General features: G+C 70.4%; 26 protein-coding genes. 11 read left to right on the top strand and 15 right to left on the bottom strand.

What is annotated here, in order from left to right; all coding sequences use genetic code 11:
* The first annotated feature begins 25 nt into the window (after positions 1 to 25).
* Positions 26 to 454 carry a DUF1489 family protein gene (locus tag F563_RS0105725; RefSeq protein WP_019013694.1) on the top strand — a complete coding sequence of 143 codons (429 nt, stop codon included), beginning with the start codon at positions 26 to 28 and terminating at the stop codon, positions 452 to 454.
* 64 nt (positions 455 to 518) lie between these two features.
* Positions 519 to 2,786, top strand: a complete 2,268-nt coding sequence (locus F563_RS23805) for a hybrid sensor histidine kinase/response regulator (protein ID WP_019013693.1) — start codon at positions 519 to 521, stop codon at positions 2,784 to 2,786.
* Between the two features lie 3 nt (positions 2,787 to 2,789).
* Here F563_RS23805 and F563_RS0105715 read toward each other — a convergent pair whose 3' ends face one another.
* A complete protein-coding gene (locus F563_RS0105715) occupies positions 2,790 to 3,656 on the bottom strand; it encodes a dienelactone hydrolase family protein (RefSeq protein WP_019013692.1) in 867 nt (288 codons plus the stop codon).
* Between the two features lie 78 nt (positions 3,657 to 3,734).
* Between F563_RS0105715 and F563_RS0105710 the strand changes: the two genes are divergently transcribed.
* On the top strand, positions 3,735 to 4,277 hold the full coding sequence (locus tag F563_RS0105710; protein WP_019013691.1) for a cysteine dioxygenase family protein: 543 nt from the start codon (positions 3,735 to 3,737) through the stop codon (positions 4,275 to 4,277).
* Here the strand turns inward: F563_RS0105710 and F563_RS0105705 are convergent.
* Positions 4,274 to 4,705 carry an acyl-CoA thioesterase gene (locus F563_RS0105705; protein WP_019013690.1) on the bottom strand — a complete coding sequence of 144 codons (432 nt, stop codon included), beginning with the start codon at positions 4,703 to 4,705 and terminating at the stop codon, positions 4,274 to 4,276. The genes F563_RS0105710 and F563_RS0105705 overlap by 4 nt on opposite strands.
* A gap of 11 nt (positions 4,706 to 4,716) precedes the next feature.
* Between F563_RS0105705 and F563_RS23800 the strand changes: the two genes are divergently transcribed.
* Positions 4,717 to 5,598 carry an aminoglycoside phosphotransferase family protein gene (locus tag F563_RS23800; RefSeq protein ID WP_019013689.1) on the top strand — a complete coding sequence of 294 codons (882 nt, stop codon included), beginning with the start codon at positions 4,717 to 4,719 and terminating at the stop codon, positions 5,596 to 5,598.
* Here F563_RS23800 and F563_RS21680 read toward each other — a convergent pair.
* The 4 genes from F563_RS21680 to F563_RS0105680 are packed head-to-tail and all read right to left on the bottom strand — an operon-like array spanning position 5,553 to position 9,146.
* Entirely contained in the window at positions 5,553 to 6,548 is a 996-nt protein-coding gene (locus F563_RS21680) for a YheT family hydrolase (RefSeq protein ID WP_019013688.1), read from the bottom strand. The genes F563_RS23800 and F563_RS21680 overlap by 46 nt on opposite strands.
* Positions 6,549 to 6,553: 5 nt before the next feature.
* On the bottom strand, positions 6,554 to 7,075 hold the full coding sequence (locus tag F563_RS0105690) for a DinB family protein (RefSeq protein ID WP_019013687.1): 522 nt from the start codon (positions 7,073 to 7,075) through the stop codon (positions 6,554 to 6,556).
* A complete protein-coding gene (locus F563_RS0105685; RefSeq protein ID WP_019013686.1) occupies positions 7,072 to 7,920 on the bottom strand; it encodes an alpha/beta fold hydrolase in 849 nt (282 codons plus the stop codon). The genes F563_RS0105690 and F563_RS0105685 overlap by 4 nt, the downstream gene beginning before the upstream one ends.
* The gene (locus F563_RS0105680) at positions 7,917 to 9,146 is read right to left on the bottom strand and encodes a CaiB/BaiF CoA transferase family protein (RefSeq protein WP_019013685.1); all 1,230 of its coding nucleotides are present in this window, start codon (positions 9,144 to 9,146) and stop codon (positions 7,917 to 7,919) included. Before F563_RS0105680 ends, F563_RS0105685 begins: the two co-directional genes overlap by 4 nt.
* A 96-nt stretch (positions 9,147 to 9,242) precedes the next feature.
* On the opposite strand from F563_RS0105680, the gene F563_RS0105675 reads away from it, so the two are divergent.
* The 6 genes from F563_RS0105675 to F563_RS0105650 all read left to right on the top strand — a co-directional run bounded on the left by F563_RS0105675 (position 9,243) and on the right by F563_RS0105650 (position 14,664).
* Positions 9,243 to 9,815, top strand: coding sequence for a hypothetical protein (locus F563_RS0105675; protein WP_019013684.1), 573 nt, complete (start codon positions 9,243 to 9,245; stop codon positions 9,813 to 9,815).
* A gap of 89 nt (positions 9,816 to 9,904) precedes the next feature.
* Positions 9,905 to 10,870, top strand: coding sequence for a Bug family tripartite tricarboxylate transporter substrate binding protein (locus F563_RS0105670; protein WP_019013683.1), 966 nt, complete (start codon positions 9,905 to 9,907; stop codon positions 10,868 to 10,870).
* Between the two features lie 80 nt (positions 10,871 to 10,950).
* A complete protein-coding gene (locus F563_RS0105665; protein ID WP_019013682.1) occupies positions 10,951 to 12,468 on the top strand; it encodes an aldehyde dehydrogenase family protein in 1,518 nt (505 codons plus the stop codon).
* A gap of 54 nt (positions 12,469 to 12,522) precedes the next feature.
* On the top strand, positions 12,523 to 13,209 hold the full coding sequence (locus tag F563_RS0105660) for a hypothetical protein (RefSeq protein ID WP_019013681.1): 687 nt from the start codon (positions 12,523 to 12,525) through the stop codon (positions 13,207 to 13,209).
* The gene (locus F563_RS0105655) at positions 13,206 to 13,847 is read left to right on the top strand and encodes a hypothetical protein (protein WP_019013680.1); all 642 of its coding nucleotides are present in this window, start codon (positions 13,206 to 13,208) and stop codon (positions 13,845 to 13,847) included. Before F563_RS0105660 ends, F563_RS0105655 begins: the two co-directional genes overlap by 4 nt.
* Before the next feature lie 391 nt (positions 13,848 to 14,238).
* The gene (locus F563_RS0105650; protein WP_162140572.1) at positions 14,239 to 14,664 is read left to right on the top strand and encodes a PRC-barrel domain-containing protein; all 426 of its coding nucleotides are present in this window, start codon (positions 14,239 to 14,241) and stop codon (positions 14,662 to 14,664) included.
* Between the two features lie 84 nt (positions 14,665 to 14,748).
* On the opposite strand, the gene F563_RS0105645 is transcribed toward F563_RS0105650, so the two are convergent.
* From F563_RS0105645 to F563_RS0105630, 4 genes are all read right to left on the bottom strand, one after another.
* Entirely contained in the window at positions 14,749 to 15,261 is a 513-nt protein-coding gene (locus F563_RS0105645; RefSeq protein ID WP_019013678.1) for an EndoU domain-containing protein, read from the bottom strand.
* A gap of 39 nt (positions 15,262 to 15,300) precedes the next feature.
* Positions 15,301 to 16,002: a hypothetical protein gene (locus F563_RS0105640; protein ID WP_019013677.1), complete on the bottom strand. Its 702-nt coding sequence runs from the start codon at positions 16,000 to 16,002 to the stop codon at positions 15,301 to 15,303.
* Between the two features lie 147 nt (positions 16,003 to 16,149).
* The gene (locus tag F563_RS0105635) at positions 16,150 to 17,283 is read right to left on the bottom strand and encodes an endonuclease/exonuclease/phosphatase family protein (RefSeq protein ID WP_019013676.1); all 1,134 of its coding nucleotides are present in this window, start codon (positions 17,281 to 17,283) and stop codon (positions 16,150 to 16,152) included.
* 86 nt (positions 17,284 to 17,369) lie between these two features.
* Positions 17,370 to 18,203, bottom strand: a complete 834-nt coding sequence (locus tag F563_RS0105630) for a peptidyl-alpha-hydroxyglycine alpha-amidating lyase family protein (RefSeq protein WP_019013675.1) — start codon at positions 18,201 to 18,203, stop codon at positions 17,370 to 17,372.
* 138 nt (positions 18,204 to 18,341) lie between these two features.
* On the opposite strand from F563_RS0105630, the gene F563_RS0105625 reads away from it, so the two are divergent.
* The gene (locus F563_RS0105625) at positions 18,342 to 19,406 is read left to right on the top strand and encodes a methyltransferase (protein WP_019013674.1); all 1,065 of its coding nucleotides are present in this window, start codon (positions 18,342 to 18,344) and stop codon (positions 19,404 to 19,406) included.
* Here the strand turns inward: F563_RS0105625 and F563_RS0105620 are convergent.
* From F563_RS0105620 to F563_RS0105600, 5 genes are all read right to left on the bottom strand, one after another.
* Complete coding sequence (locus F563_RS0105620) at positions 19,397 to 19,849, bottom strand: hypothetical protein (RefSeq protein ID WP_019013673.1); 453 nt, start codon at positions 19,847 to 19,849, stop codon at positions 19,397 to 19,399. The genes F563_RS0105625 and F563_RS0105620 overlap by 10 nt on opposite strands.
* A 100-nt stretch (positions 19,850 to 19,949) precedes the next feature.
* On the bottom strand, positions 19,950 to 20,555 hold the full coding sequence (locus tag F563_RS0105615) for a hypothetical protein (protein ID WP_019013672.1): 606 nt from the start codon (positions 20,553 to 20,555) through the stop codon (positions 19,950 to 19,952).
* Entirely contained in the window at positions 20,552 to 21,604 is a 1,053-nt protein-coding gene (locus tag F563_RS0105610; protein WP_019013671.1) for an MlaD family protein, read from the bottom strand. The genes F563_RS0105615 and F563_RS0105610 overlap by 4 nt, the downstream gene beginning before the upstream one ends.
* 11 nt (positions 21,605 to 21,615) lie before the next feature.
* Entirely contained in the window at positions 21,616 to 22,410 is a 795-nt protein-coding gene (locus F563_RS0105605; protein ID WP_019013670.1) for an ABC transporter ATP-binding protein, read from the bottom strand.
* Positions 22,404 to 23,513: an ABC transporter permease gene (locus F563_RS0105600; RefSeq protein ID WP_026299355.1), complete on the bottom strand. Its 1,110-nt coding sequence runs from the start codon at positions 23,511 to 23,513 to the stop codon at positions 22,404 to 22,406. Before F563_RS0105600 ends, F563_RS0105605 begins: the two co-directional genes overlap by 7 nt.
* Between the last annotated feature and the right edge of the window lie 5 nt (positions 23,514 to 23,518).

The raw sequence follows: 23,518 nt of genomic DNA, 5'->3' as shown, positions 1-23,518 counted from the left end.
CGCCGGGGCCAGACTCCGGCGCGCCATGCTGCATCTGATCAAGCTCGCGGTCGGCTGCGCCTCGGTCGACGACCTCGCCGCGTGGCAGGCGCGCCGGGCGAGGACGCATCCGCCGCTCCGCCACCGCACGCGCGCCACGCCCAAGCGCGCCGAGGAGGTCCTCGCCGGCGGCTCGATGTACTGGGTGATCGCCGGCTTCGTGCAGGTGCGCCAGCGCATCGTCAACATCGTCCCGGACACGCTGGAGGACGGCTCACCCTGCTGCGCGCTGCATCTCGATCCTGCGCTCGTGCCGGTCCAGCTCCGCCCGACCAAGCCGTTCCAGGGCTGGCGCTACCTGCCCGCCGCCGATGCGCCGCCCGACCGGCCGCAGGGCATGGCCGAGCCGCAGGAGGGGTTCGAGGCGATGCCGGCCGCCATGCGGCGGGAACTCGCGGAGCTTGGGCTGCTCTGATCGTTTCGGCCCTTGTCCGCCGCGGCACACGGCCCGAAAGTGGCCTCATGACGGTGTCGCTGCGATGACCGCACCGGCCGAGACCGAGACCCTCGGGCTCGTGCGGCTGCTCGCGGCCTGCCGGGACGATGCGGCCGCGCTCGCCGCCGCGCTCGACCAGCTCGGCATCGCGATCTGCCTCTACGACACCGAGGATCGCGTCGTGCTCTGGAACGAGAGCTACCTCGCGTTCTTCCCGGAACAGCGGGAGGCGATCGCACCCGGCACGCCCTATGCCGACACGCTGCGGCGGTTCTTCGGCGTCAACCTGGCCGAGAGCCAGCGTGACCGGCTGGAGCGGCACGTCGAGGCGGCGGTGCAGCGGCACCGCACCCAGACCGCGCCGTTCACGTTTCAGCTCCGCAGCGGCCGCTGGCTGAAGGTCGCCTCGCTGCCGATGCCGGCGGGCGGGCGTGTGCGGCTCTGGCGCGACACCTCCGAGGAACAGCCCGCCACCACGCGCCGCTCGGCCGATCGCGCGCTCGCCTCGCTCGATGTCGGCTATGCCGTGTTCGATGGCGCGGGGCGGTTCGTCACCGCCAACAAGCGTTATCAGGAGCTGTTTCCGGGAATCGGCGATCTCGTCAACGCCACCGCGACCTACCGCGATCACCTCGCCCGGATCGAACGCGACTCCGTGCTGGAGGAGGATCGCGCCCGGCTCGCGCGCGTGGCGGCGCGCCCGCTGCCGACGGCGCTGCCAGTATCGTTGCCGCTGTTGCTGCGCCATGCCGACGGCGGCTGGCTCAGCCTGGAGGAGCGGGTCGGCGAGGATGGCACGCTGGTCGCGATCTGGTCCGATGCGACCCGCCAGGTGGAGGCGGATGCGCGCATCGGCGAGCTCGAACGCCATCTGCGCGACGCGGTCGAGTCGATGCCGCACGCGCTCCTGATGTTCGACCGCGAAGGGCGGCTCGTGCTGCGCAACCGCCGCCTCGCCGCGATCGACCAGGGCCTCGCGCGCGCGCTCGACGCTGCCCCCACGCTCGTCCGCTATGCCGCGTGGCGCGCCGGGTTCGGCGACGTCAGCGGCGAGGATGCCATCCGCGGCGACGAGGAGGTCACCTTGCCCGATCGACGCACGGTGGCGATCGCGCCGTTCACCACCGATGCGGGCGAGATGCTGATCCTGCTCTCCGACATCACGCGCGAGAAGGCGGCCGAGGCGGAGCTCGCGCGGCAGAAGGACCTCGCGCATCAGAACGAGAAGCTCGCCGCGATGGGCAGCCTGCTCGCCGGTGTGGCGCACGAGTTGAACAATCCGCTCTCGGTCGTCGTCGCGCGCGCCATGCTGCTGGAGGAGCAGATCGTCGACCCCCAGGCCGGCACGGGCGTGCGGGTGCTGCGCCAGGCGGCCGAGCGCTGCGCCGGAATCGTGCGCACCTTCCTCGCGATCGCGCGCGCCAAGCCGCGCGAGCGGCGTCCGCTGGCCCTCGGCAAGGTGCTCGCGGCCGTCGCGGATATCCTCGCCTACGGGCTTGGCGCGGACGACATCGCGCTCGAGATCGCGCCGGTGCCGGCGGCGGCCATGGTCGAGGCGGAGGAGGATGCGCTGCACCAGCTCTTCCTCAACCTGCTGGTGAACGCGCAGCACGCGCTGCGCGGTGCGCCGAAGCCGCGCCGCATCGCGGTGACGGTGGCGGTCTCCGGCGGGTCGGTGGAGGTGGTGGTCGCCGACAATGGCCCCGGCGTGCCGGCGGCCATCCGTGGCCGCATCTTCGAGCCCTATTTCACCACCAAGCAGCAGGGCGAGGGCACCGGGATCGGGCTGTCGGTCTGCCACGCGATCGTCTCGTCGCATGGCGGGACGATCGCGGTCGACGACGCGCCGGGGGGCGGGGCGCGCTTCACCGTGCGGCTGCCCCAGGCCGCGGAGGCGGTTCAGACGGAGGCGCCTCGGCCTGGCGCGCCGGCGTCGGTGCGCGGCCGCGTGCTGGTCGTCGATGACGAGCGCGACATCACCGACGTGCTCATGGAGATCCTCACGCGTCAGGGACTGGAGGTGACGGTCGCGCGCGACGGCATGGAAGGGCTGCTGCGGCTCGAGGAGGGGCCGTGCGACCTGGTGATCACCGATCTGCGCATGCCGGGGATGGACGGCGCGGGGCTGCTCGCGCGCCTCGCCGAGCGGCCGCCGGCGCTGCGGCCGCCCGTGATCGTGCTCACCGGTGACGTGCTGTCCTGGAGCCGCGCGCGGCCCGCCTTCGATCCGCCGCCGCTGGTGATCGAGAAGCCGTTCGATCCCGCCGCGCTCAGCCAGGCGGTGCGCGAGGCGCTGGCGCGACGCGCCTGAGCCCTATTCGGCCAGCTGACCGCGCAGGAACGCCACCGTGCGCCGCCACGCGAGCGCGGCCGCCTCGGCGTTGTAGCGCGCGGCCGAGGTGTCGTTGTTGAAGGCGTGCTGCGTGCCCGGATAGGTGTGCGCCTCGAAGCGCTTGCCGGCGGCGCGCAGCGCGGCGGTGTAGGCCTCGATCCCTGCATTCACCCCCGCATCGTGTTCGGCGTAGTGCAGCAGCAGCGCGGCGCGGATCGCCGTGACCTGCTCGGCCGGGATCTGCCGGCCGTAATAGGCGACACCGGCGGCGAGATCGGGGGCCGCGGCGGCGAGCGCGTTCACCATCAACCCGCCCCAGCAGAACCCGATCGCGCCGACGCGGCCGTTGCCGTTCGGATGCGCCGCCAGGAACGGGATCGCGCTCGCGAGCCGCGCCACGGTCTGCGCGCGGTCGAGCCGGCCGATCATGGTGCGGGCGAGATCCTCGTCCGAAGGCGTGCCGCCGTCGCGGCTCAGCATGTCCACGCCTAAGGCGAGGAACCCCTCCAGCGCCATGCGCCGTGTGACGTCCTCGATATGCGGGTTGAGGCCGCGGTTCTCGTGGATGACGATCACCGCGGGCAGCCGTCCGGACTCGCGCGGACGGGCGAGATAGCCGGCGAGCTCGCCGTCCGGGCCGGCCCAGGTGACGCGGCCCGTCGTTAGCCGGGGATCGTCGGGCGGCACGATCGCCGCCTTGGTCGGGTCGGCCGCCAGCAGCGGCAGCAGCGCGGCCGCCGCCGGCGCCCCGCCGGCGAGTGTGGCCAGCCGGTCGAGGAAGGTGCGTCGGTCCATGCCCCCGTGGGTGAACCGGTCGTAGAGGTCGATGATCGGCTGCGGGATGGTCATGGCGTCGCTCCGCGATTTGGGCCGCGCGCGGCCGGGGCGTAGACTGCGCCCCGACAGGATAGCCGATGGAGACGCCCCATGTTCGACCTCGACCGCTTCATCGAGGAGTGTCGCGCCGCCGTGACACAGGGTCAGCCCGCCGTGCGCGAGCTAGTGGCGCGCGCGGTCGCCGAGCCTGGCGCGGTGCTGCGCGCGCTCGGCGAGCCCACCCGCGCGGGGCTGAACACGCTCTACCGCTCGGACGAGCTGACGATCCTCAACCTCGTCTGGGGGCCGCACATGACCTTGATGCCGCACAATCACGGCATGTGGGCGGTGATCGGGCTCTATACGGGCCGCGAGGACAACATCTTCTGGCGCCGCATCGACGAGCCAGGATTGCCGTCCCGAATCGAGGCGGCCGGGGCGAAGGCGCTCTCGGCCGGCGAGGCCGCGCCGCTCGGCAAGGACATCATCCACAGCGTCACCAACCCGATCCCGCGGCTGACCGGGGCGCTGCATGTCTATGGCGGGGATTTCTTCCGCCCCGGCCGCAGCGAGTGGGACCCCGAGACGCTGCGCGAAGGCCCCTACGACGCCGAGCGCACCAAGGCGATGTTCGAGGCGGCGAACCGAGCCTAGCGCGTGTAGCGGGAGAGGGCCTCGCGCATCGAGTCCGGCACGGGCGTCGATTTGCCGGTCGCCTTCACGACATAGGCGTGCACGAAATGTCCTTCGGCCGAGGCGCGATCCTCGTCGTTGCGGAAGATGCCGAGCTCGTAGCGCACGGAGGTGGTGCCGATGCGCGCCACGCGCAGCCCGCCGGTGATCAGGTCGGGGAAGGCGGTCGGCGCGAAGTAGCGGCACTGCGTCTCGACCACGAAGCCGACAATCTCGCTCTCGAGCGGATTGACGCGGAGCGTGTCGATCAGGAAGCGCGCCACGGTGGTATCGAACCAGGAATAGTACACCACGTTGTTGACATGCGCGAACACGTCATTGTCCATCCAGCGCGTCGGGATGGTCAGGAACCAGCGGTAATCGGCGCGGCTGCCGATCGACTTCGTCATCGCTCACCTCCATGAACGGGGCGGAGCCTCGCCGCAGTGCGCCCGGACCGCAAGAGTGGCGCGACGCGCTGCCCGCGCGGGCGGTGGAGCTCGCGCGCGACTGGCGGCTCACGCTGGGGGCGGTGCTGCCGGGATCGACCCAGGGGCTTGTGCATGCGGCGAGGCTTGCCGACGGCACGGAGGCGGTGCTCAAGCTGGAGAAGCCGGGGCAGGGGGTGGAGGCGCAGGCCGCTGCGCTGGCGGCATGGAACGGTGAGGGCGCGGCGCGGCTGCTGCGCTTCGAGGCTGCGCGCGGGGCATTGCTGGTGGAGCGGCTCGCGCCGGGCACGCCTCTGACGGCGCTCTGCGCGGACGGCCGCGACGACGCGGCGACCGAGATACTCGCCGGGCTGATGCTGCGGCTGCATCGCCCCGCGGCGGCGGATGCGGTGTTCGCGAACGCGCATGGCTGGATCCGTGCGATCGAGGCCTGCCGCGATCCGCGTCTCGATGTTGCGTTACGTAACCGCGCGCTGGGGCTGTATCGCGACCTCAACGCTTCAGCGCGGGCATCGATGCTGCTGCACGGCGACCTGCACCATCTCAACGTGCTGCGCCACGGCGACGATTGGCGCTCGATCGACCCGTTCGGCGCGACCGGCGAGCCGGCCTTCGACGCGGGCACGCTGCTCACCAATCCCGTCTCGTGGCTGCCCCATCAGCGCGATCTCCGTGCGATCCAGGAGCGGCGAGTCGCGCTGCTGGCGGAACGGCTCGGCGAGGAGCGCGTGCGCATCGCCGCGTGGGGGGTCGTCGTGGGCGTGCTCAAGATGGCCTGGGACCTCGAGGATGGCACGGGTGACGGACGTCAGTGGCGCGCCGCGACCGACGTGCTCGCGGGGATGACGCGCTGAACGAAGGAGGCGATCATGCGGTCGGCCCAGGTGCCATCGCGATCGCGGTCGTGGAAGCCCACATGCCCACCGCCCGGCGCGATCAGCGGAGTGACGCGCCGGTTCACGCGCCAGTCGATCGCGCGATAGGTCTCGGCGGGGACCCAGGGGTCGTCGACAGCCGCGACGCACAGCGTCGCCACGCCGATGCCGTCGAGATGCTGCGGCAGGCTCGCGCGCGCATAGTAGTCGTCGGCGCCGGCGAAGCCGCCGAGCGGCGCGACATAGCCGTCGTCGAAGTCGTACACGCTGCGTGCCGACCGCGCCGCAGCAAGCGGCCTCGCCGGCAGATGCGGCGCGAGCGCCTCGGCCTCGCGCTTCATCTGACCGAGCAGCCAGCGATGATAGAGGAGGTTGCGCGGCGCCATGATCCGGCGCGCCACTGCGGCGAGCAGCACCGGCGCACAGATGGTGGCCGCGGCGTGGATCGGCAGGGCCCGCGCCTCGTCACGGGCGAGCGCGTTGAGAAGCTGCGTGCCGCCGAGCGACACGCCGATGCCCACAAGGCCGGGGCGAAGGACCTCATCGGGCAGGGCGCGCAGCGCGTGCACGATGTCCATGCCGGCGGCGGCATTGTAGGGGCGCGTGCTGCGCGCGAGCGATGGCGCCGATCCGCGCAGATTGAGCCGCAGCACACCATGGCCGCGCGCGCGCCAGAACACGGCGGAGCGACGCATGTACTGGCTGTCCTCACTGCCCGTCAGCCCATGGATCAGCACCACGGTTGGCCATGTGCCGTCGCTCGCGTGCCACGCGGCGGCGAGCGCATCGCCGTCCGGCAGGTCGAGCCAGAGCCGCGCGAACGGACCGGGATCGGGCGCGTCGCGACGGATGGTGTTGCGGATGGTCTGCAGGTCGCCCGTAAGCCAGGGCGGGCGCGGCCGGAACGGGGCGGGCTCGTCGACGGTCATGCCCGTCAGGTGAGGTCGAGCGCCTTCAGGTCCAGGATGAAGGGCAGATCGGTGTCGGCCGGCGTGACGCCGTTCTGCGTGATCAGGCAGTGCGCCTGACCACGATGATGCGTCTGGTGGTTGAACACATGCACCAGCAGAATCCAGCGCTTCTCGCGCCGTTCGCGCTGTGTGGCGCCGCTGAACCAGGTGAGCTCGCCGGCGAGCCAGTCGGGCGTGATCCCCGCCGCCCAGGCCTCGATCCGTTCGTCCGCGGCGAAGCGCGCCGCGCGCAGTTCGTCGAAATCACCGATCAGCGACGTGCTGCCCGGAATGCCGCCGGAGGGGCGATCCCAGCCGGCGAGGCGGCTCATCCACATCCGGTCGGCCCAGAGCAGATGGTTCAGCGTGCCGTGCAGCGAGCCGAAGAAGGCACCGCCGTCACGCTTGCGCGCCTCGTCCGGGATCTCTGCCGCGGCGGCGTAGATGCGCCGGTTCATCTCGCTGTTGTAGGCCGCCATGAGGCGGCACCAGACGGGTGTGATCATGCCGGCTCCGTGAGGAAGTCCGTAACCAGCCCGATCTGCACCGCATCCAGCAGTGCGGGGGCGTGGCCGCACCCAGGGACCGTCTGGACCCGCACGCCGGGCTTTGCGGCCATGCGCGCGGCCGTCTCGGGCAGCAGCAGGTCGGACGCCTCGCCGCGCAGCACCAGCGTCGGCGCCGCGATGCGCTCCCAGACCGGCCAGAACTCAATGTCCTGCGGCGCCGTGCGGAACGGCTCGGCGATCGCCGGATCGTAGTGCAGGCGGAACCCGCCGCCAGCCAGCGGCCGCACCGAGGTCTCGGTCAGGTGCCGCCATTGCGCGTCCGTCAACGCGCCGAACGGCGCATAGGCCTTGCGCGTGTGCGCCTCCGCCGCGGCGAGATCGGGGAAGCTCCAGACGCGACCCAGATACTCGCCGATGCGCGCGAGCGCTGCCGCCGGAATGGACGGGCCGACATCGTTGATCACCAGCCGGCGGATCGGGGCGTTCGGCATCGCCGCGACGATCATGCCGATGATCCCGCCCATCGAGGTGCCGACCCAGTCGATCCGCCGGTCGCCGAACGTCGCCAGCAGATGCGCGCAGGCGCCGGCATAGATGTCGTTACGATAAAGCGACGGGTCGGGCAGGCCGTCCGACGCGCCGCGCCCCGGCATGTCGGGGCAGAGCACGCGCCGGCCGCGCTCGGCCAGTGCGGCGGCGAGGAAGTCGAAGTCGCGGCCCGTGCGCGTCAGCCCGTGCACACAGACGACCGGCGCGCCGTCCGCCGGTCCCCATTCGGTCCAGGCGAGCCGGTGGAATCCGACCGGCGAGAGCCAGCGCAGGCGGCCCTCGCGCGGGCTCACACCACGCCCTTCTCGCGCAGCGCCGCGATCGCGGCCCCATCGAGCCCGAGCGCGCGGCCGAGCACCTCGTCGGTGTGCGCGCCGAGCAGCGGCGGGGCGATGCGGTAGTCGGGCGGGGTCTCGGACAGTTTCACCGGGTTGGCGATCAGCTTCACCGGACCGCCGGCGGCCGCGTGCGGCATTTCGATCACCATGCCGCGCGCCTTCACGTGCGGATCGGCGAACACCTCGGAGAGCTTGTTGATCGGGCCGCAACCGATCTTCAGCTCTTCCAGTCTGGCGATCCACTCGTTGGTGGTGCGCGACTTCATCACCGGCGTGAGTGTGTCGGTGACCAGCGCGCGGTTCTCGACGCGCTTGGCGTTGGTGGCGAAACGCTCATCGGCGAGCAGGTGCTCGAGCCCGAACGCCTTGCAGAACCGCTCGAAAGTGGCGTCGTTGCCGACGCTCAGGACGATCGCGCCGTCGGCCGTGGCGAACACTTGGTAGGGCACGATGTTCGGGTGCTGGTTGCCGAGCCGCGGCGGGTTCTCGCCCGTCGCGAGGTAGTTCATGCCCTGGTTGGCGAGCCAGGCGACGTGCGTGTCCAGCATGCCGATGTCGATGTGCTGGCCCTGCCCGGTCGCCTCCTTGTGGCGCAGGGCCGCGAGAATCCCGATCGTGCCGTAGAGCCCGGCGAACAGGTCGGCGACCGGAATGCCGACCTTCTGCGGCAGCCCGTCGGGTTCGCCGGTGAGGCTCATGACGCCGCCCATGGCCTGGATCAGCGAGTCGTAGCCCGGCCGCGGCGCGTAGGGGCCGGTCTGGCCGAAGCCGGTGATCGAGCAGTAGATCAGCCCGGGGAACGCCTCCTTCAGCGAGGCGTAGTCGAGCCCGTATTTCGCGAGCCCGCCGGGCTTGAAGTTCTCCACCAGGATGTCGCACTGGGCGATGAGCTTGCGCGCGATCTCCTGGCCCTCGGGGCGCGCGATGTCGAGCGTGACCGAGAACTTGTTGCGGTTCACGCCGGCGAAATAGGCGCTCTCCTTGGTGGGCTGGCCGTCACGCCCCGGCAGGAAGGGGGGCGCGAAGCCGCGCGTGTCGTCGCCGCGCGAGGGGTGCTCGATCTTGATCACCTCTGCCCCCAGGTCGCCCAGCATCTGCGTGCAGGTGGGCCCTGCCAGCACGCGGGTGAGGTCGAACACGCGCAGGCCCTTGAGGGGTCCGGAAGGTTCTGCGGTCATCATGACATCCTGTGCACCGCCGCCAGGCTCTGGCAGCATCGGTCCTCGATCAGGCCTCGGGGTATCGGAGGCGGGCCCGGCGGGCAAGAGGAGGGGGAGATGATCATCCAGGCCGTGAAGCCGCATGTCGCGCGCCGCCTCGCCCCCGCCATGCGCGATCCGCAGCGCAAGCTGGTGGTGGACGCCGCGCTCGCCCCCGCGCTCGGGCTGACGCCGGCGCCGGCCGACAAGGAGCACGATGCGTTCGTCAAGGCCGCGCGCGGCTTCGCCATGTCGCAGCTTGGCGTGCCGTCGCCGCTGACGCTGAAGCTCGCCCCGGGCCTCGCCAGCGCCGCCCTCCCGCGTGGCGCGGACGACATGTCGCTGCGCTTCGCCCTCGGCCGGATGGAGGATGCGCTGAAGGAGGAGCTGGGGCCCGGTGTGTTCTCCGGCCTCTCCTTCGTGCTGGCCGCGCGCGAGAACGTGCCGAAGCTGCTGGACCCGTCGAAGCCTGTGTTCGACCGCACGCTCGCCGGCGCCAAGGTGGTCAGCAGCACAGCCAAGGCGCTCGAACAGGTCTGGCCGCAGATCAGGCCCTGGCGCGAGGTGCTGGGGGTGGTGGTGACCGTGGCCGAGGGCGGCCGCGTCGCCTATCTGGGCTACCAGGCCTACGCGGCACGGACGCCAGGCTGACGTCTCGGCGCGGTGTCGCAGGACCGTCGTTTGACGCGCGGTGGCCGCGGGGCTCTGCTGCGCGGAGACGAAGACGGAGGGAACCGCCCATGCTCGCACGCCGCCACCTGTTCGCCGGGCTCGCGCTGGCGCCGACGCCACTCATGGCCCAGCCGGCGGGACGCGCGCTGACGCTCGTCGTGCCGTTCGCGCCGGGCGGCAGCACCGATGTCGGCGCGCGGCTGATCGCGCCGCGGCTCGCGCACCATCTCGGCCAGAGCGTGGTGGTGGAGAACCGCCCCGGCGCCGGTGGCGCCACTGCGGCAGATCAAGTGCGCCGCGCGACCCCCGACGGATCGACGCTGCTGATCGCGGTCGCCTCCACCCACGGGGTGAACCCGGCCGTGTTCCCCGACCTGCCCTACGACGCCGAGCGCGACTTCGCCGCGGTCGCGCTGCTGGGCGTGACGGGCTTCGTGCTGGTGGTGCGCGCCGATGCCGGCTTCGCCGACATGACCGCGCTGGTGGCGAAGCTCCGTGGCGAGCCGGGCAAGCACAACTACGCCTCGGCGGGCGTGGGCTCGATGCCGCATCTTGCCGGCGAGTGGTTCCGCACCGCGCTCGGGCTTCAGGTCGAGCACGTGCCCTATCGCGGCGGCGGGCCGGCCATGGTCGCGCTGATGGGCGGCGAGGTGACCTACATGATCGAGTCCATCCCGACGGTCGCGGGCGCCATCGCCGACGGGCGGCTGAAGGCGCTCGCCCGCGCCTCCGCCCGCGCCTCGGGGCCGGTGGCTGAGCTTCCGCCGCTCGCTGATCTCGTGCCCGGCTTCGATGCCGAGACCTGGATCCTCGCCGCCGCCCCGGCCGGCACGCCCGCGCCCGTGCTCGCGCGGCTGAACGCCGCCTTCAACGCCGCGCTCGCCGAGCCCGAGCTCGCCGAGCGGCTGCGCGCGATCGGCACCGAGCCGGTGACGGATTCGACGCCCGAGAGCGCCGCGCGGCACATCAGCACCGAGATCGCGCGCTGGCGCCGCGTGGTCGCCGAGACCGGGGTGACGATCGAGCGGCGCTGAACCGGGCGGAGGTTCCCAAGCCCGGCCGCCGGGTCTATTCCTCGGGGCGACAGCCGGTCCATCGACCGAGGAGACGCCCCATGCCCGACACCGCCATTCCCGGCCGCACGCCGTCCGCGCCCACGCTCGACGAGAAGGCGCTCGCCCGCGCGCTCTCGGGCCACCACTTCATCGGCGGCCGCTTCGTGCCGGCCGCCTCGGGCAACACCTTCCCGATCGTCAACCCCGCCACCGGCGAGCAGGTGGCCGAGGCCGCGCTCGGCGATGCGGCGGACGTGGCGACTGCGGTCGAGGTCGCGGCCAAGGCGCAGAAGGAGTGGGCGCGCGTGCCCGCCCGCAAGCGCGGCGCGCTGGTGGGCGAATGCGCGCGCGTCCTGACAGAGCATGTCGAGGAGCTCGGCCGGCTGATCGCGCTCGAGACCGGCAAGGCGCTGCGCACCGAGAGCCGGGTCGAGGCGAACGTGGTCGCCGACATCTTCGCCTTCTATGGCGGCCTCGGCTCCGAGCTGAAGGGCGAGACCGTGCCCTTCCACCCCGACGTGCTGAGTGTGACCGTGCGCGAGCCGCTCGGCGTGGTCGGCGCGATCATTCCCTGGAACGTGCCGATGCTGCTGATGGCGCTGAAGGTTGCGCCCGCGCTGGTGGCCGGCAACGCGGTGGTGGTGAAGTCGGCCGAGGAGGCGCCGCTCGCGGTGCTGCGCATCTGCGAGATCCTGAACCGCGTGCTGCCGCCGGGGCTGTTCAACATCCTCTCGGGCTTCGGGCCCGAGTGCGGCGCGCCGCTGGTGGAGCACCCGAAGGTGCGCAAGGTGACCTTCACCGGCTCGGTGGAGGTGGGGCGGATCGTCGGCCAGGCGGCGGCGAGGAAGATCGTGCCGGTGACGCTGGAGCTCGGCGGCAAGAGCCCGATGATCGTGTTCGACGATGCCGATCTGGAAACGACCGTTACGGGCGCCATCACCTCGATGCGCTTCACCCGCCAGGGGCAGAGCTGCACCGCGGCGTCGCGCATCTACGTGCACGAGACGATCTTCGACGCCTTCGCCGAGAGGCTCGCGGCCAAGGTGGACGCGATGGTGATGGGCGATCCGCTGGACGAGAAGACCGACATCGGCACGATCATCAGCCAGGGCCAGTTCGAGAAGGTGCAGGGCTTCATCGAGGAGGGGAAGGCGACCAAGGGCGCGGTCGCGCGCGCGTGCTCGCGCATGCCCACCGACCCGGCGCTGAAGAAGGGGCTGTTCATCCAGCCGCACATCTTCTCGGGGCTGACGCGCGAGAGCCGGCTGGTGCGCGAGGAGATCTTCGGCCCCGTCACGGTGCTGTTCCCGTTCAACGACTGGCAGGCGGTGCTGGCGGAGGCGAATGACAGCGAGTACGGGCTGGCCGCGAGCGTCTGGACCAACAATCTGCGCGTCGGGCTGCGCATGGCGCACGCGCTGGAGGCTGGGCTGGTGCAGATCAACCAGAACCTGGTGGTGCAGGCGAACCTGAGCTACGGCGGGATCAAGAGCTCGGGCCTCGGCAAGGAGGCGTCGCTGGAGGCGATGCTGGAGCACTTCATGCACAAGAAGACGATCATGGTGAATATGGGGTGAGCGAACGTCGATCCGGTCGCTACCTCCTTCGACGGCGCGAGCACGGATGGTTCCATGGTGTCACCGGGCGGTTCCGAGAGCTGCCAGTTGAGCTGCGAAAAGGTGGCCTACTGGTACCTGCGTCTCAACGGATTCCTTCAGATCGAGAACTTCTACATCCATCCGGTTCGGCGCGGCGCCGCACGTACAGACGCTGACCTTTTGGCCGTCCGTTTTCCCTACCGAAAGGAACGCCTCTACGACACGCCGGATGACATCATGCAAGACGACAGTGGCGGCCTGTCCCTGTCCAGTGATCGGATCGACGTGGTCATTGCCGAGGTCAAGAGGAGCCGATGTGCGCTGAACGGGCCGTGGACGAACCCCTCCGGCGAGAACGTCCACCGTGTTCTTGCTGCCATCGGGTGCTTGCCCCCCGCAAAGATTCGGTGTGCAGCGAAGCAGATCTATGAAACCGGCCTTTATGATGACGGCAACAGACTCCGGATTCGGCTGATTGCGATCGGCAATCACATTGATGATTTGCTGCAACAAAAATATCCCCGTGTAACGCAGATCGTTTGGGAGCACCTCCTTCGATTCGTTTTCGATCGATTCCAGAAGTATCGTAACCAAAAAACCCAGACCGACCATTGGGACAACGTCGGTAAGCAACTGAAGGAGAGAGCCACCCGACCGCACAGGACCTGTGATGCCTTTGTGAAAGACGTGACTCAGGCCATGGGTCTTCTAGCGCGATGAGCACAAGCCTGTTCGACGACGACATCTCCGGTCTCGAGGTCGCTCCTGGACGGTACTATGGGCCTGGTTCGGGCCGGGACCTGCCCATCGCGTTCCGTCTTTTCGGCGACCGTGTCGACCGGTTTACGTTCTGTGATGTGAACTATCACAAGCACCGCACGAGCGCATGCGGAGGCGTCCCCGCGGAATGGACCCTCATTTCGCGGGTGACGGGACGGGATGACAGGCAGCCGGAGAAGCGGACGTGGTACACGGCAGATCCAATCCAACCGTTCTCGGCCATCGAAATCTGGCGCAGGCGCGATGGGTCGGAGGTCATGGTCGAGCTTCGGCGCGATCTGGCCCAGGACGTGCTGGAGCAGCAGTTCGCGCCCAAGTCGATCTCCGCATTCCTTCACATCAACGACGGCGGTTCCGAGGGTGGGTCCAACCTCGTTTTCCTGGGATCTGACGACGGCCATGCCGGACACCGCGACAGCGGCGAGCGGCTCCTGCCGATGTTGGCGACGCGGCTCTGTCACGGCGCTGTCGTAGTCACGGATGGCAGGATGGCTGATCCTGAGTTCCGGATCGGCCGGCCTTTCGAGCGGGCCGGCAAGCGGTGGGAGTTTATTGGACACATCCGGAACAGTCGCTAGCGCCGTCCGCTCGGCCTTTGGCGCGCGCTTGATCTTGGCGACCCGCCTCGTTGAAGAGCGGCGATCTCGTTAGCGTCGTCAATGCTTCGTGCGCCGTTGGGGCTCGTACCACCGATGAGCTCAGGCTCGATCCACGCACCGGATGACGCACCGCCTCGGCTGCGCGCACCACGGCGAAGACCCACTCCAGCTTGCCGGATGAGGCTCCGGCGCACAAAGCCGGCCGGCTGCTGTACCACCTATCGCGTCGGGACCGCGGTCTGGCTCTCACAGCATCGCGTCCCGCTTGGTACCCATTTCCATCCCCCGCTCACGCGACAATGAGGAAACCTCCGCGCTCCTCGCCGGTTGGCACCGTATGGCCCATCAGCTTCGCAAGGAGGACCATCCCATGGCACGTGCCCACACGACGCTGCGCTACGCCGCGGCGACCCTGCTCACGGTCGCGGGCGGCGTCGGCCTCGCCCACGCCCAGGGAACGCCCGGCTCCACCACATCCTCGGTCACCGCCCCGTCGGACCAGCAGCTGGAGACCACCTATCTCGTCAGCCGGCTGCATGGCGCTGACGTGTACAACCTGGGCGAGGGGCGGAAGATCGCCGATGTCGAGGACATCGTCGTGTCCGAGCGCGGGCAGATCGTCGCGCTGATCCTTTCCCATGGCAGCGCCGGCGCGGGCGAGCGGCACATCGCCGTGAACCCGGCCTATTTCCGGCTCCGGCCGATGTCGCCCACCGAGGTCCGGGTCGAGACGAACCTGACCGCGGAACAGCTCCGCAGCGTGCCGCCGTTCGACTACCCGCGCCGCCAGCGCTGACGCGACGCGGGCCGGACGCGATCCGGCCCGCCCACCGCCTCCCGCCCCGCTGCCCGACCGCGGCAGCGGGGCAACGCCCGCGCCTCAGAAGAACGTGTTGTTCACAGCCGGGAAGGCCGTGATGATCGGCTTGTCTCCCTCGCCCGCACCGCGCGCACCGATCCAGATCTTCTGATCCCTCCCGTTGGGCGCGCGGATCGTTGCCAGCCCAGCCCAGCTCAGCCCGTACTTGTCCTTCAGACCCTTGTAGATGCTGGAGGACGGGCCGGTGCCGAAGGTCTTCCAGTCGCGCCACGCCAAGGTCACCGCCGTTCGCACCTGGTCGATCGACCAGGTGTCGGGGAAGAACGTGCCCGTCTTGGTCGCGCTGCCGATCGTCACGTCGGCCTTGTAGACGTTCGGGCAGCGCCGATCGGTCTCGACGTTTGCCTTCACGGGGTTCTTTCCCTGGGCGATCATCTGACTCAGGCAGTGCAGCCCGTTGATCTGCGTGCCGTGCGAATTGCCCTTCATCACGTGGTCGTTGAAGGTGCCATCGAAGTTGGGATTGCCGGTCTCGACCTTGTCCTGGGTCGGCAGGTTCTTCTTCTCAGGCATCGCGCCGCCCCCTCCACCTGCCGCTCATCGCGCGGACGGTCATCCGTTGTTGTCGCACTGGTGCAGCATGTTCACCGGCACCTTGAACTCCTTCTCGCCGTTCTTCATGCCCACCCACTCGCGCGGGCCCTGCCAGTAGAAATCCCACCCGGCGTTGTTCCTGATCCCGAACACGGTGGCGTAGCAGGTGGCGATCGGCTTGTAGCTCGCCTTCGTCAGCTTCACGTCCGTCCCCATGCCGAACTCGGCGGCGATGTCGTTGTTCATCGTTGCCTGGTCGATCGCCGCGCCGGGATCGACGCCGCCGACCGTGCGGTTGAAATGCCCCACCTTCGGGTTCTGCCCGGGCCCGGCGGCGAAGGAACAGCCGTTCACCGTGTCGGTGAAGAAGAAATCCGCGCCCGGTGGGAACAACGCGGGGTCGAGCCGCATGGTGCGGAACGCGTTCGAGAAGAACGGCAGGTAGTAGGCCTGGAACCGGTGCGCGTATCTGTGCGCCGTCCCCGTCGCCTCCTTCACCCGGTACACCTGTCGCGTGCCGCCGCCCGTCACCTGCGCGGTGCGCGAGGGGTCGCGGTCGATGTTGCAGGTCACCAGCGCGCCCTGGTCGTACTTCAGGATGTAGCCGCGATCGGCGGCGCTGGTGTCCGTTCCGCCGGTCTGGATGTCGATGATCAGCAGGTTGTTGCGCATCCACCCCACGGGGTTGGCGAGGAAGTCCTTGTTGGCGCCGCCGGACATGCTGGTCCTCCAGGCTCGAGCAGGGGGGCCGCGGGGCACCGCCGGGCGCCCGTCGCGCAGGCGGAACTGTCCGCCGGCCTACCGGCTGGGTCAAGCGCCGGGTGGGAAACGACCCGCGCCTGCAACCTGCGGCGAGAGGCGCGACGGTCAGCGCAGCGACAGCACAACGCTCACGGGCCGGTGGTCCGACGCCACGTCCTTCCCGAACGCGGCCTCGGTCTCCTCATGCGCGAGATGTTCGACCAGACCGGCGCCGGTGTGCACGCGCAGGGGGCTCGTCCCACCACCGGCCAGCGCCTGGGTGAACAGGATGTGGTCGAGCAGGATGTTGGGGTCGCGCTCGGGGTCGATCACGTCGCGGAACCGCACCGTCCAGCGCAGATGCTGCGGGCGGTCGAACAGCGCGTGGTTCAGGAACTGCTGCGCGAAGAACACGTCGCCTTGCAGGTTCGAGATCAGGTCATGCAGCAGGTACTCGCGCTCCATCAGCTCCTTGCCGGGGCCGTCGTTCAGGTCGCCCAGCACCAGGATCGAGGGATCGGCGGTCTGGCTGAAGCGGTGGTCGATATAGGCGCGCACGTTCTGCGCCTCCGAACTGAGCTTCACCCGCGCGGCATGGGCATCGGCGAGCCAGGCCGCGATCTTCGGCTCCTTGGCGTAGTCGTCGAAGCTCTCGTCGGCGCGGCGCATGCGCGGCGTGAAGCTGGTGAACTTGCTCTTGAGATGGGCGCCGATGATCTCCACCCGCACCCCGGCGATCGTCAGCAGCAGCGTCTGCGGGTGGCGGTAGAAGCTGTGCGGGCTGCGCTCGGCCACAGGCACGTCCGGCACACCGCCGACGGTGCGGAGCCGCGGGATCGAGACCGACCAGGTGCCATCGGGGCGGATCGAGGGCGAGCCGCGCGCGGCGAAGTCGCGCCAGACCGTGATGTCGAGCAGCGCGGGTTGCAGCCGGTCGGCCAGCTCCTTGCGGATCAGGAACCACTGCCACTGATCGCCCTTGGTGGCGTAGGAGCCGCCGTCGCGCCGCACGACGTCGTAGGCCGGCAGCTCGGCGCTGACCCAGGAAGCGATCGCCGCCTCACCGGCCGGCGCCTCGCACAGGAACAGGATGTCGGGGGCTATCCGGCCGATCTCGTCGCGCACCGCATCGGCCTGGCGGCGCGCCTTCGCGAGCGTGGGCAGCCGCCGCTGCGCGCGCATCTTGCCGGGCTCGTAGCGGCCCTCCAGCACGCCCCAGCTGTGGTCGAACCAGGCGATGTTCCAGGTGGTGAGCTTCATCGTCCCTGCCCCCGACCGACGCTGCCCGGGCGAGACCGGGATGGGGGCATGATACCGTTTTCCGGTCGCACCGAACAGAGCCGCGATCACCCGAGGCGTTCGAGCCGCGTCACCCGGGGAGGGTTCTGCTCCGACAGCAGCACCACGCCCTCGCCCAGCGCCATGCCGTGCGCGCCGTTCAGCACCGGCCGACAGCGCCCGAGCAGCGCGCCATCGCCCGAGAGCAGCGAGAGCCGTGGCACCTGGTCGGTGACCCAGACCTGCCCCGCGCGGTCCACGCTCACGCTCATCGGCTTGTGGTGGTCGCCCCAGGAGGCGAGCCAGGCGCCGTTGGCGGTGAACACCTGAACGCGGTTGTTCTCGCGGTCCGCCACCGCGACGCGCCGGTCGGGCAGCACGGCGACACTATGCGGGGTGGTGAACTCGCCTGGGCCGGCGCCCGGCCGTCCCCAGCTCGCGAGCAGTTTCCCGTCCGCATCGAACCGGTGCACCAGCGAGTTGCCGTAGCCGTCCGCCACGTAGATCGAACCGTCTGGCCCGAAGGCCACGTCGCAGGGCGCGTTGAACGGTGCGCCGGGCACGCCGCGCGTGCCGAGCCCGCCGATGCGCCGACCGTCCATGGCGAACACCACGATCTCGTGCATGTCGCGGTCCACCACGAACACGCGCCCATCGGGCGCGACGGCGAGGAAATGCGCATCCAGCACCTCTTCGCCCCAGGCGGCGAGCCGCCTGCCTTCCGGCGAGAGCACGATCACCGAAGGCCAGACGGGATCGATCGTGGGATCGCGCCGCAGCAGCACCAGCACGCGTCCGTCCGGCGCCACCGCCACGTCCGAGGGCACGCCCTGGCCCACCGGCACCTCGCCCCAGGGCCGCACCACCCGGTAGGTCGCCTCGCCCAGTGCCACGGTCAGCATCCGGTTCCTCCTCTGTCGCGCCCGAGCCTCCTGCGCCGGGGCCGATCCGGCAAGCGCGGGAAAGAACCGGAAAGATTCGGCGATGGCCGCGGCAAGCGGCGCGCGGCAGGCTCCGCGCCATCCGCAGAGGAGACCGCCATGACCGTCCAGCAGACCATCCGGACCCAGCTCCCCCACGTGACCACGCCGCCCTCGCCCGCGCCGATCCTCGAACTCGGCATGGCGTTCTGGGGTTCGAAGGCGCTGCTGAGCGCGGTGGAACTCGGTGTATTCACCGTGCTCGGGCAGGGGCCTCGGACCGGGCGCGACCTTGAGGCGGCGCTCGGCCTCGCCCCGCGCGCCACCTTCGACTTCCTCGACACGCTGGTGTCGCTCGGCATGCTCGCGCGCGACGGTGCGGGCGAGGCGGCGCGCTACGGCAACACCGAGGCGACCGCGCTGTACCTTGATCGCAACAGCCCGGGCTATGTCGGCGGCATCCTGGAGATGGCGAACGCGCGTCTCTATCGCTTCTGGGGCGATCTGACGGAGGCGTTGAAGACGGGCCGGCCGCAGAACGAGATCAAGCATTCCGGGCGGCCGATGTTCGACGAGCTTTACGCCGATCCCGCGCGGCTCGAACAGTTCATGGCCGCGATGGAGGGCATCTCGCGCGGCAACTTCATCGCCTTCGCCGAGCGCTTCGACTTCTCCCCGTACCGGACGCTGGTGGACATCGGCGGTGCCAACGGACTGCTCTCCTCGATCGTCGCCGCGCACCATCCGCACATCACCGCGCGCTCCTGCGACCTGCCGGTGGTGCGCCCGATCGCCGAGCGCCGCATCGCTGCGCGCGGGCTCGCGGATCGCGTGACAGCCGAGGTGGTCGACTTCCTGACCGACGAGCTCCCCCAAGCCGACGTGATCACCATGGGGATGATCCTGCACGATTGGGACCTCGCGCATAAGAAGATGCTGATCGCCAAGGCTTATCGCGCGCTGCCCGAGGGCGGCGCGCTGGTCGCGATCGAGAACATCATCGATGATGACCGCCGGCGGAACGTCTTCGGCCTGCTGATGTCGCTCAACATGCTGATCGAGTTCGGCGACGCCTTCGACTTCACCGGCGCCGACTACGCTGCCTGGTGCCGCGAGGCGGGGTTCAGGCATGTCGAGGTGATCCCGCTCGGCGGGCCCGCAAGCGCGGCGGTCGCCTACAAGTAGCGGGTCAGGTGGCGCGAGTGCGCAGCCCGCGCCAGCCGCCGAGAATCGCGGTCGCGAGCGCGATCGCCACAGGCAGCAGGTGCAGCTGGGCCGACGCGTTCTCCGGCAGTTAGAGTGTCGGCACGACGGCGCGCATCACCATCACCGCAACGGCGAATCCGCCGGGGAACCCCAGCACCGCGCCGAACACGCAGCGGATCGCCGCGGGCCAGCGTCGCGGCGGCGCGCCGCCTCCGCCGGAGCGCGACCTGCACGCCGGTGACGAGTCCCGTGATCAGCCCGACCATGGGGCCGATCGCGAAGGCCGCCGCCATCGCGCCACCACCGTCACGATCGAACACGTTGAAGACCTCGACATAGGCCGCATAGGCCGCGATCACCGCCGCCCAGCCGGCGACCGCGCCGACCACGAACCCGAGCAAGAACCAGCCCGGTTCACGCATCCTACCGTCTCCTGCCCTGACGCTTGCGGATGGTGGTCCGGAAAGAGGCGCCGCGCCATCCCGCGCGGCCGTCCAAGCGTCTCGCCTGGGTTCGCCCGGATCAGATCGAGGCCAAGCGTCGGAGGTCCGCTTCGAGGTCGGCGAGCGCAAGGGCGAGGGCCTGTGACAACCCCGGCACGACCACCTCGGGCGCGAGCGAGGGCAGCGTGACACGCCGGTCGTAGTCGCCGCGGGCGATGATGCGCGGCGGCGTGCGGTCGAGCCCGAGCAGCAGCATCTGCAGATGCACCCGCGCGACCGGCGCGGCCGGGTCGCTCCCGTCACCGAGCGCCGCAACCAGCATCGTCTCGAGCGCGAGATCGGCCCGGCCCGCACTGCCCTGATCGAGCACGGCGGCGAACAGCCCGGAGGCCGAGAGCCAATGCCGCAGCGAGTCGTGCACCATCGCCGCGGGGGCGACGAAGAATTCGTTCCAGAAGTCGCTCTGCTGCACGTTGCCGGGCAGGCGCGTGACCAGTCCGCGCCCCTCCATGCCGGGCGCGGCCGTGACACTGCGCACCACCAGTGTCCGGCCGTGCGCCGGCGCGGGCAGCGCGCCCGTCCGGCGCGCCTCCAGCACGTAGAGCCGCTTCTCCGGATAGGGCCGCGACAGGGGGTTCGCGCAGGCGGCGAGCGGCACCGCCGCGAGCAGTGCGCGCCGCCTCACCGAGCGGCTCCCGCGGGCGCCGGCGCCGGGGCTCCCGGTGGCGGCTGGCCGAAGAGGAACTGGCTCGGGTAGCGGCGCATCTGTTCGGTGATCTCGCGCAGATTGTCGGCCGTGACGCGCAGGTCGCGCAGCGTCGGGCCGAAGTCGCGGTCGGTCTCGGCGATCAGCGTGTCGATCCGCCGTACCGCCTGATCGATCGAGGCGGCCATGGCCGGCAGCCGTGCCAGCGCGGAGCGGAGCTCCGCCGTGGCCGTCGCCGTGTTCGACATGATCGCACGCATCTCACGCCCCTCCATCAGCGCGCGCAGCGCGGTGGCCGCCACACTCGCCTCGCGCATGGTGGTCTCGATCGCCGGGGCGACCCGTTCGGTCGTGCTGCGCAGCACCGCGACGGCATCCGCCGCCTCGACCAGCAGGCGGTATCCCTCGCCGGCGGCGACGCTCTCCGTCAGCGTCTGCACGAGCGCATCCAGGCGCAGGATCAGTCCGCCGAAATCGACCTCGTCCAGCCGCGCGATCAGGCGTTCCGCCGCGGTCTGGATCTGCGTCAGCGTCGAAGGCACGGAGGGGAGATAGGGGGAGCGGGGCTCCCAGGGCGGAACGAAGACGGGAAAGCGCGCGGGATCGACGAAATCCGCCTCCAGATAGACGATCCCGGTGATGCCCTGGCTCGCCATGCGGACCCTGAGCCCCGCATCCACCATCTGTCTGAAGCCGCGCGCATCGGTTTCGGCGACACGCTCGCGCAGCAGCTCGAAGCGCACGACGACGAGACGGAGCGACGGGTCGGTCGCCAGCGTCTCGCCGACCGATTGCGGATACTCGGCGGCGGCGACCGAGATCTGCCGCACGCTGCCCACGGTGACGCCGCGGAACTTCACCTGCGCGCCGACCTCCAGCCCCTGCACCGTCTCGCCGAAATAGGTCTCCATCAGGATGCCACCGCGCCGGAACGTATCCGAACCGATCCAGACGAGCAGCGCGAGCAGCCCCGCGAACCCGCCCAGGATCGCGACGCCCACCCGGAAGAACAGCCCCTTCTGTTCCATTCCGCCCCGCCCTATCCGGCCGCCGTTTCGGTCCGGTGGAAGAATGCGCGCACGACGGGATGCGTGCTCTCCTCCTTCAGTCGGCGTGGATCGCCTTCGGCGATCACGCCCTTCGCCTCCTTGTCCAGCATGATGACGCGATCCGCAATCGTCAGGATCGACGCAAGCTCGTGGGTGACCACCACGAAGGTGATGCCGAGGTCGCGCGCGAGCGAGACGATCAGGCTGTCCAGCCCTGCCGAGGTGATCGGATCGAGCCCGGCCGAGGGCTCGTCGAGGAAGACGAGCGGGGGGTCGAGCGCGATCGCGCGCGCGATCGCCGCCCGCTTGATCATCCCGCCAGAGAGCTGCGAGGGCATCCTCAGGGCTGCATCGGCCAGGCCGACGAGGCCGAGCTTGGTGCGCGCGATCCGCTCGATCGCCTCGGGCGGCAGGGTCGTGAAGCTCGCCATCGGCAGGGCGACGTTCTCGAGCACGGTCATGGAGCCGAACAGCGCGCCGGACTGGAACATCACGCCGAAGCGCTGCTTGAGCCGCCGCCGTGCCTCGCCGCGTACCGCAACGATGTCCTCGCCCAGGATCGTGATCGTGCCTTCGCTCGGCGGGCGCAGTCCGATCATCAGCTTCAGCAGCGTCGATTTGCCGCAGCCGGAGCCGCCGAGGATCACGAAGACCTCACCGCGCCAGACATCGAAGCTCACGTCCTGGAACACGGTGTTGGCGCCGAAGCGCATGGCGACGCCACGCAGCGACGCGGCGATCCCGTTCGCGTCGGGCGTGGTGGCTGGCGCGGGCGCGGTCACCATCCCATCAGGTAGAACAGGACGGCGAAGATGCCGTCGAGCACGATGATCGCGACGATCCCGCCGACCACCGCCGCGGTCGCCGACTGGCCGACCGCGCGCGGCCCGACACCGGTGCTCATGCCGCGCGAGCAGCCGATGCCGGCGACGACGGCACCGAAGACGAGGCCCTTGGCGAGTCCGCCGAGCACGTCCGACGGGCCGGTCCAGTTGACCACCTGAGCGGAAATCGCCGCCCAGGGAAAGCCGAGCGACATCATCACGGTCGCCATCCCAGCGACTGCCGAGAGGTTCATCGCGATGATCAGCACCGGCATCATCGCGACCGCGGCGATCAGCCGCGGCATCACGAGGAAGCGGAACGGATCGAGGCCCATCGTGTTCAGCGCGTCGATCTCCTCGTTCACCTTCATCGTGCCGATCTCGGCGGCGAAGGCGCTCCCCGAGCGGGCGGCCAGGATCACCGCCGAGAGCAGTGGTCCGAGCTCGCGGAACACCGAGACCGCGACGAGGTTGGCGACGAAGATGTCGGCGCCGAACTGACGCAGCGGCACGGCCGACTGGAAGGCGAGGATCAGCCCGAACAGGAAGCCGATCATGCAGATCAGCGGGAGCGCCCGGCTGCCCACCTCCTCGGCCTGGTGCCACGTGTCGGGCCAGCGCAGGGAGCGCGGGTTGAGCGCCGTGAGCGCTGCCGAGGTGGCGGTGCGGCCGAGGATGGCGATGCGCTCGCCGAGATCCTCGATCTTGCCCACCACGGCCTCGCCCACCGCCACCGGCAGGCTCGGTGCGGTGGGTGGCGCCGGCGGCGGGCTCGTGCGGTAGGCCTCGTGCGCGCGATCGATCACGCGCGCGACCTGCGGCGAGGCTCCGGTCAGGGTGGCGCGCGATCCCGCCTTGTCCTCGAGCGCCAGCAGCAACGCCGAGCCCGAGACGTCGCAATAGGAGCAGCCGGCGAGGTCGATCGACAGCGTCGCTCCCGGCGTGACCGCTGCCAGCGCCTCGCGCCAGAGCGCGGCGACGGCGTGCGCGTCGAGCCGGCCGGACAGCACGAGCGCACCGTCGCGTCGGGTCAGCGTCGCCGGCGCGTCCGTGCCCGGTTCCATGCGCG

Origin of the sequence: Elioraea tepidiphila DSM 17972 (genome assembly GCF_000378465.1) — a bacterium.
In the GTDB taxonomy this organism is placed as follows: Bacteria; Pseudomonadota; Alphaproteobacteria; order Acetobacterales; family Acetobacteraceae; genus Elioraea; species Elioraea tepidiphila.
Note: the sequence above shows the minus strand (reverse complement) of the source record. Positions and strands in the feature narration are given on the sequence as shown.

Coding starts and splice junctions, on each gene's coding strand:
- F563_RS0105725 (WP_019013694.1), top strand. CDS start 26: ATGCTGCATCTGATCAAGCTCGCGGTCGGCTGCGCCTCGGTCGACGAC.
- F563_RS23805 (WP_019013693.1), top strand. CDS start 519: ATGACCGCACCGGCCGAGACCGAGACCCTCGGGCTCGTGCGGCTGCTC.
- F563_RS0105715 (WP_019013692.1), bottom strand. CDS start 3,656: ATGACCATCCCGCAGCCGATCATCGACCTCTACGACCGGTTCACCCAC.
- F563_RS0105710 (WP_019013691.1), top strand. CDS start 3,735: ATGTTCGACCTCGACCGCTTCATCGAGGAGTGTCGCGCCGCCGTGACA.
- F563_RS0105705 (WP_019013690.1), bottom strand. CDS start 4,705: ATGACGAAGTCGATCGGCAGCCGCGCCGATTACCGCTGGTTCCTGACC.
- F563_RS23800 (WP_019013689.1), top strand. CDS start 4,717: ATGAACGGGGCGGAGCCTCGCCGCAGTGCGCCCGGACCGCAAGAGTGG.
- F563_RS21680 (WP_019013688.1), bottom strand. CDS start 6,548: ATGACCGTCGACGAGCCCGCCCCGTTCCGGCCGCGCCCGCCCTGGCTT.
- F563_RS0105690 (WP_019013687.1), bottom strand. CDS start 7,075: ATGATCACACCCGTCTGGTGCCGCCTCATGGCGGCCTACAACAGCGAG.
- F563_RS0105680 (WP_019013685.1), bottom strand. CDS start 9,146: ATGATGACCGCAGAACCTTCCGGACCCCTCAAGGGCCTGCGCGTGTTC.
- F563_RS0105675 (WP_019013684.1), top strand. CDS start 9,243: ATGATCATCCAGGCCGTGAAGCCGCATGTCGCGCGCCGCCTCGCCCCC.
- F563_RS0105670 (WP_019013683.1), top strand. CDS start 9,905: ATGCTCGCACGCCGCCACCTGTTCGCCGGGCTCGCGCTGGCGCCGACG.
- F563_RS0105665 (WP_019013682.1), top strand. CDS start 10,951: ATGCCCGACACCGCCATTCCCGGCCGCACGCCGTCCGCGCCCACGCTC.
- F563_RS0105660 (WP_019013681.1), top strand. CDS start 12,523: ATGGTGTCACCGGGCGGTTCCGAGAGCTGCCAGTTGAGCTGCGAAAAG.
- F563_RS0105655 (WP_019013680.1), top strand. CDS start 13,206: ATGAGCACAAGCCTGTTCGACGACGACATCTCCGGTCTCGAGGTCGCT.
- F563_RS0105650 (WP_162140572.1), top strand. CDS start 14,239: ATGGCACGTGCCCACACGACGCTGCGCTACGCCGCGGCGACCCTGCTC.
- F563_RS0105645 (WP_019013678.1), bottom strand. CDS start 15,261: ATGCCTGAGAAGAAGAACCTGCCGACCCAGGACAAGGTCGAGACCGGC.
- F563_RS0105640 (WP_019013677.1), bottom strand. CDS start 16,002: ATGTCCGGCGGCGCCAACAAGGACTTCCTCGCCAACCCCGTGGGGTGG.
- F563_RS0105635 (WP_019013676.1), bottom strand. CDS start 17,283: ATGAAGCTCACCACCTGGAACATCGCCTGGTTCGACCACAGCTGGGGC.
- F563_RS0105630 (WP_019013675.1), bottom strand. CDS start 18,203: ATGCTGACCGTGGCACTGGGCGAGGCGACCTACCGGGTGGTGCGGCCC.
- F563_RS0105625 (WP_019013674.1), top strand. CDS start 18,342: ATGACCGTCCAGCAGACCATCCGGACCCAGCTCCCCCACGTGACCACG.
- F563_RS0105620 (WP_019013673.1), bottom strand. CDS start 19,849: ATGCGTGAACCGGGCTGGTTCTTGCTCGGGTTCGTGGTCGGCGCGGTC.
- F563_RS0105610 (WP_019013671.1), bottom strand. CDS start 21,604: ATGGAACAGAAGGGGCTGTTCTTCCGGGTGGGCGTCGCGATCCTGGGC.
- F563_RS0105605 (WP_019013670.1), bottom strand. CDS start 22,410: ATGGTGACCGCGCCCGCGCCAGCCACCACGCCCGACGCGAACGGGATC.
- F563_RS0105600 (WP_026299355.1), bottom strand. CDS start 23,513: ATGGAACCGGGCACGGACGCGCCGGCGACGCTGACCCGACGCGACGGT.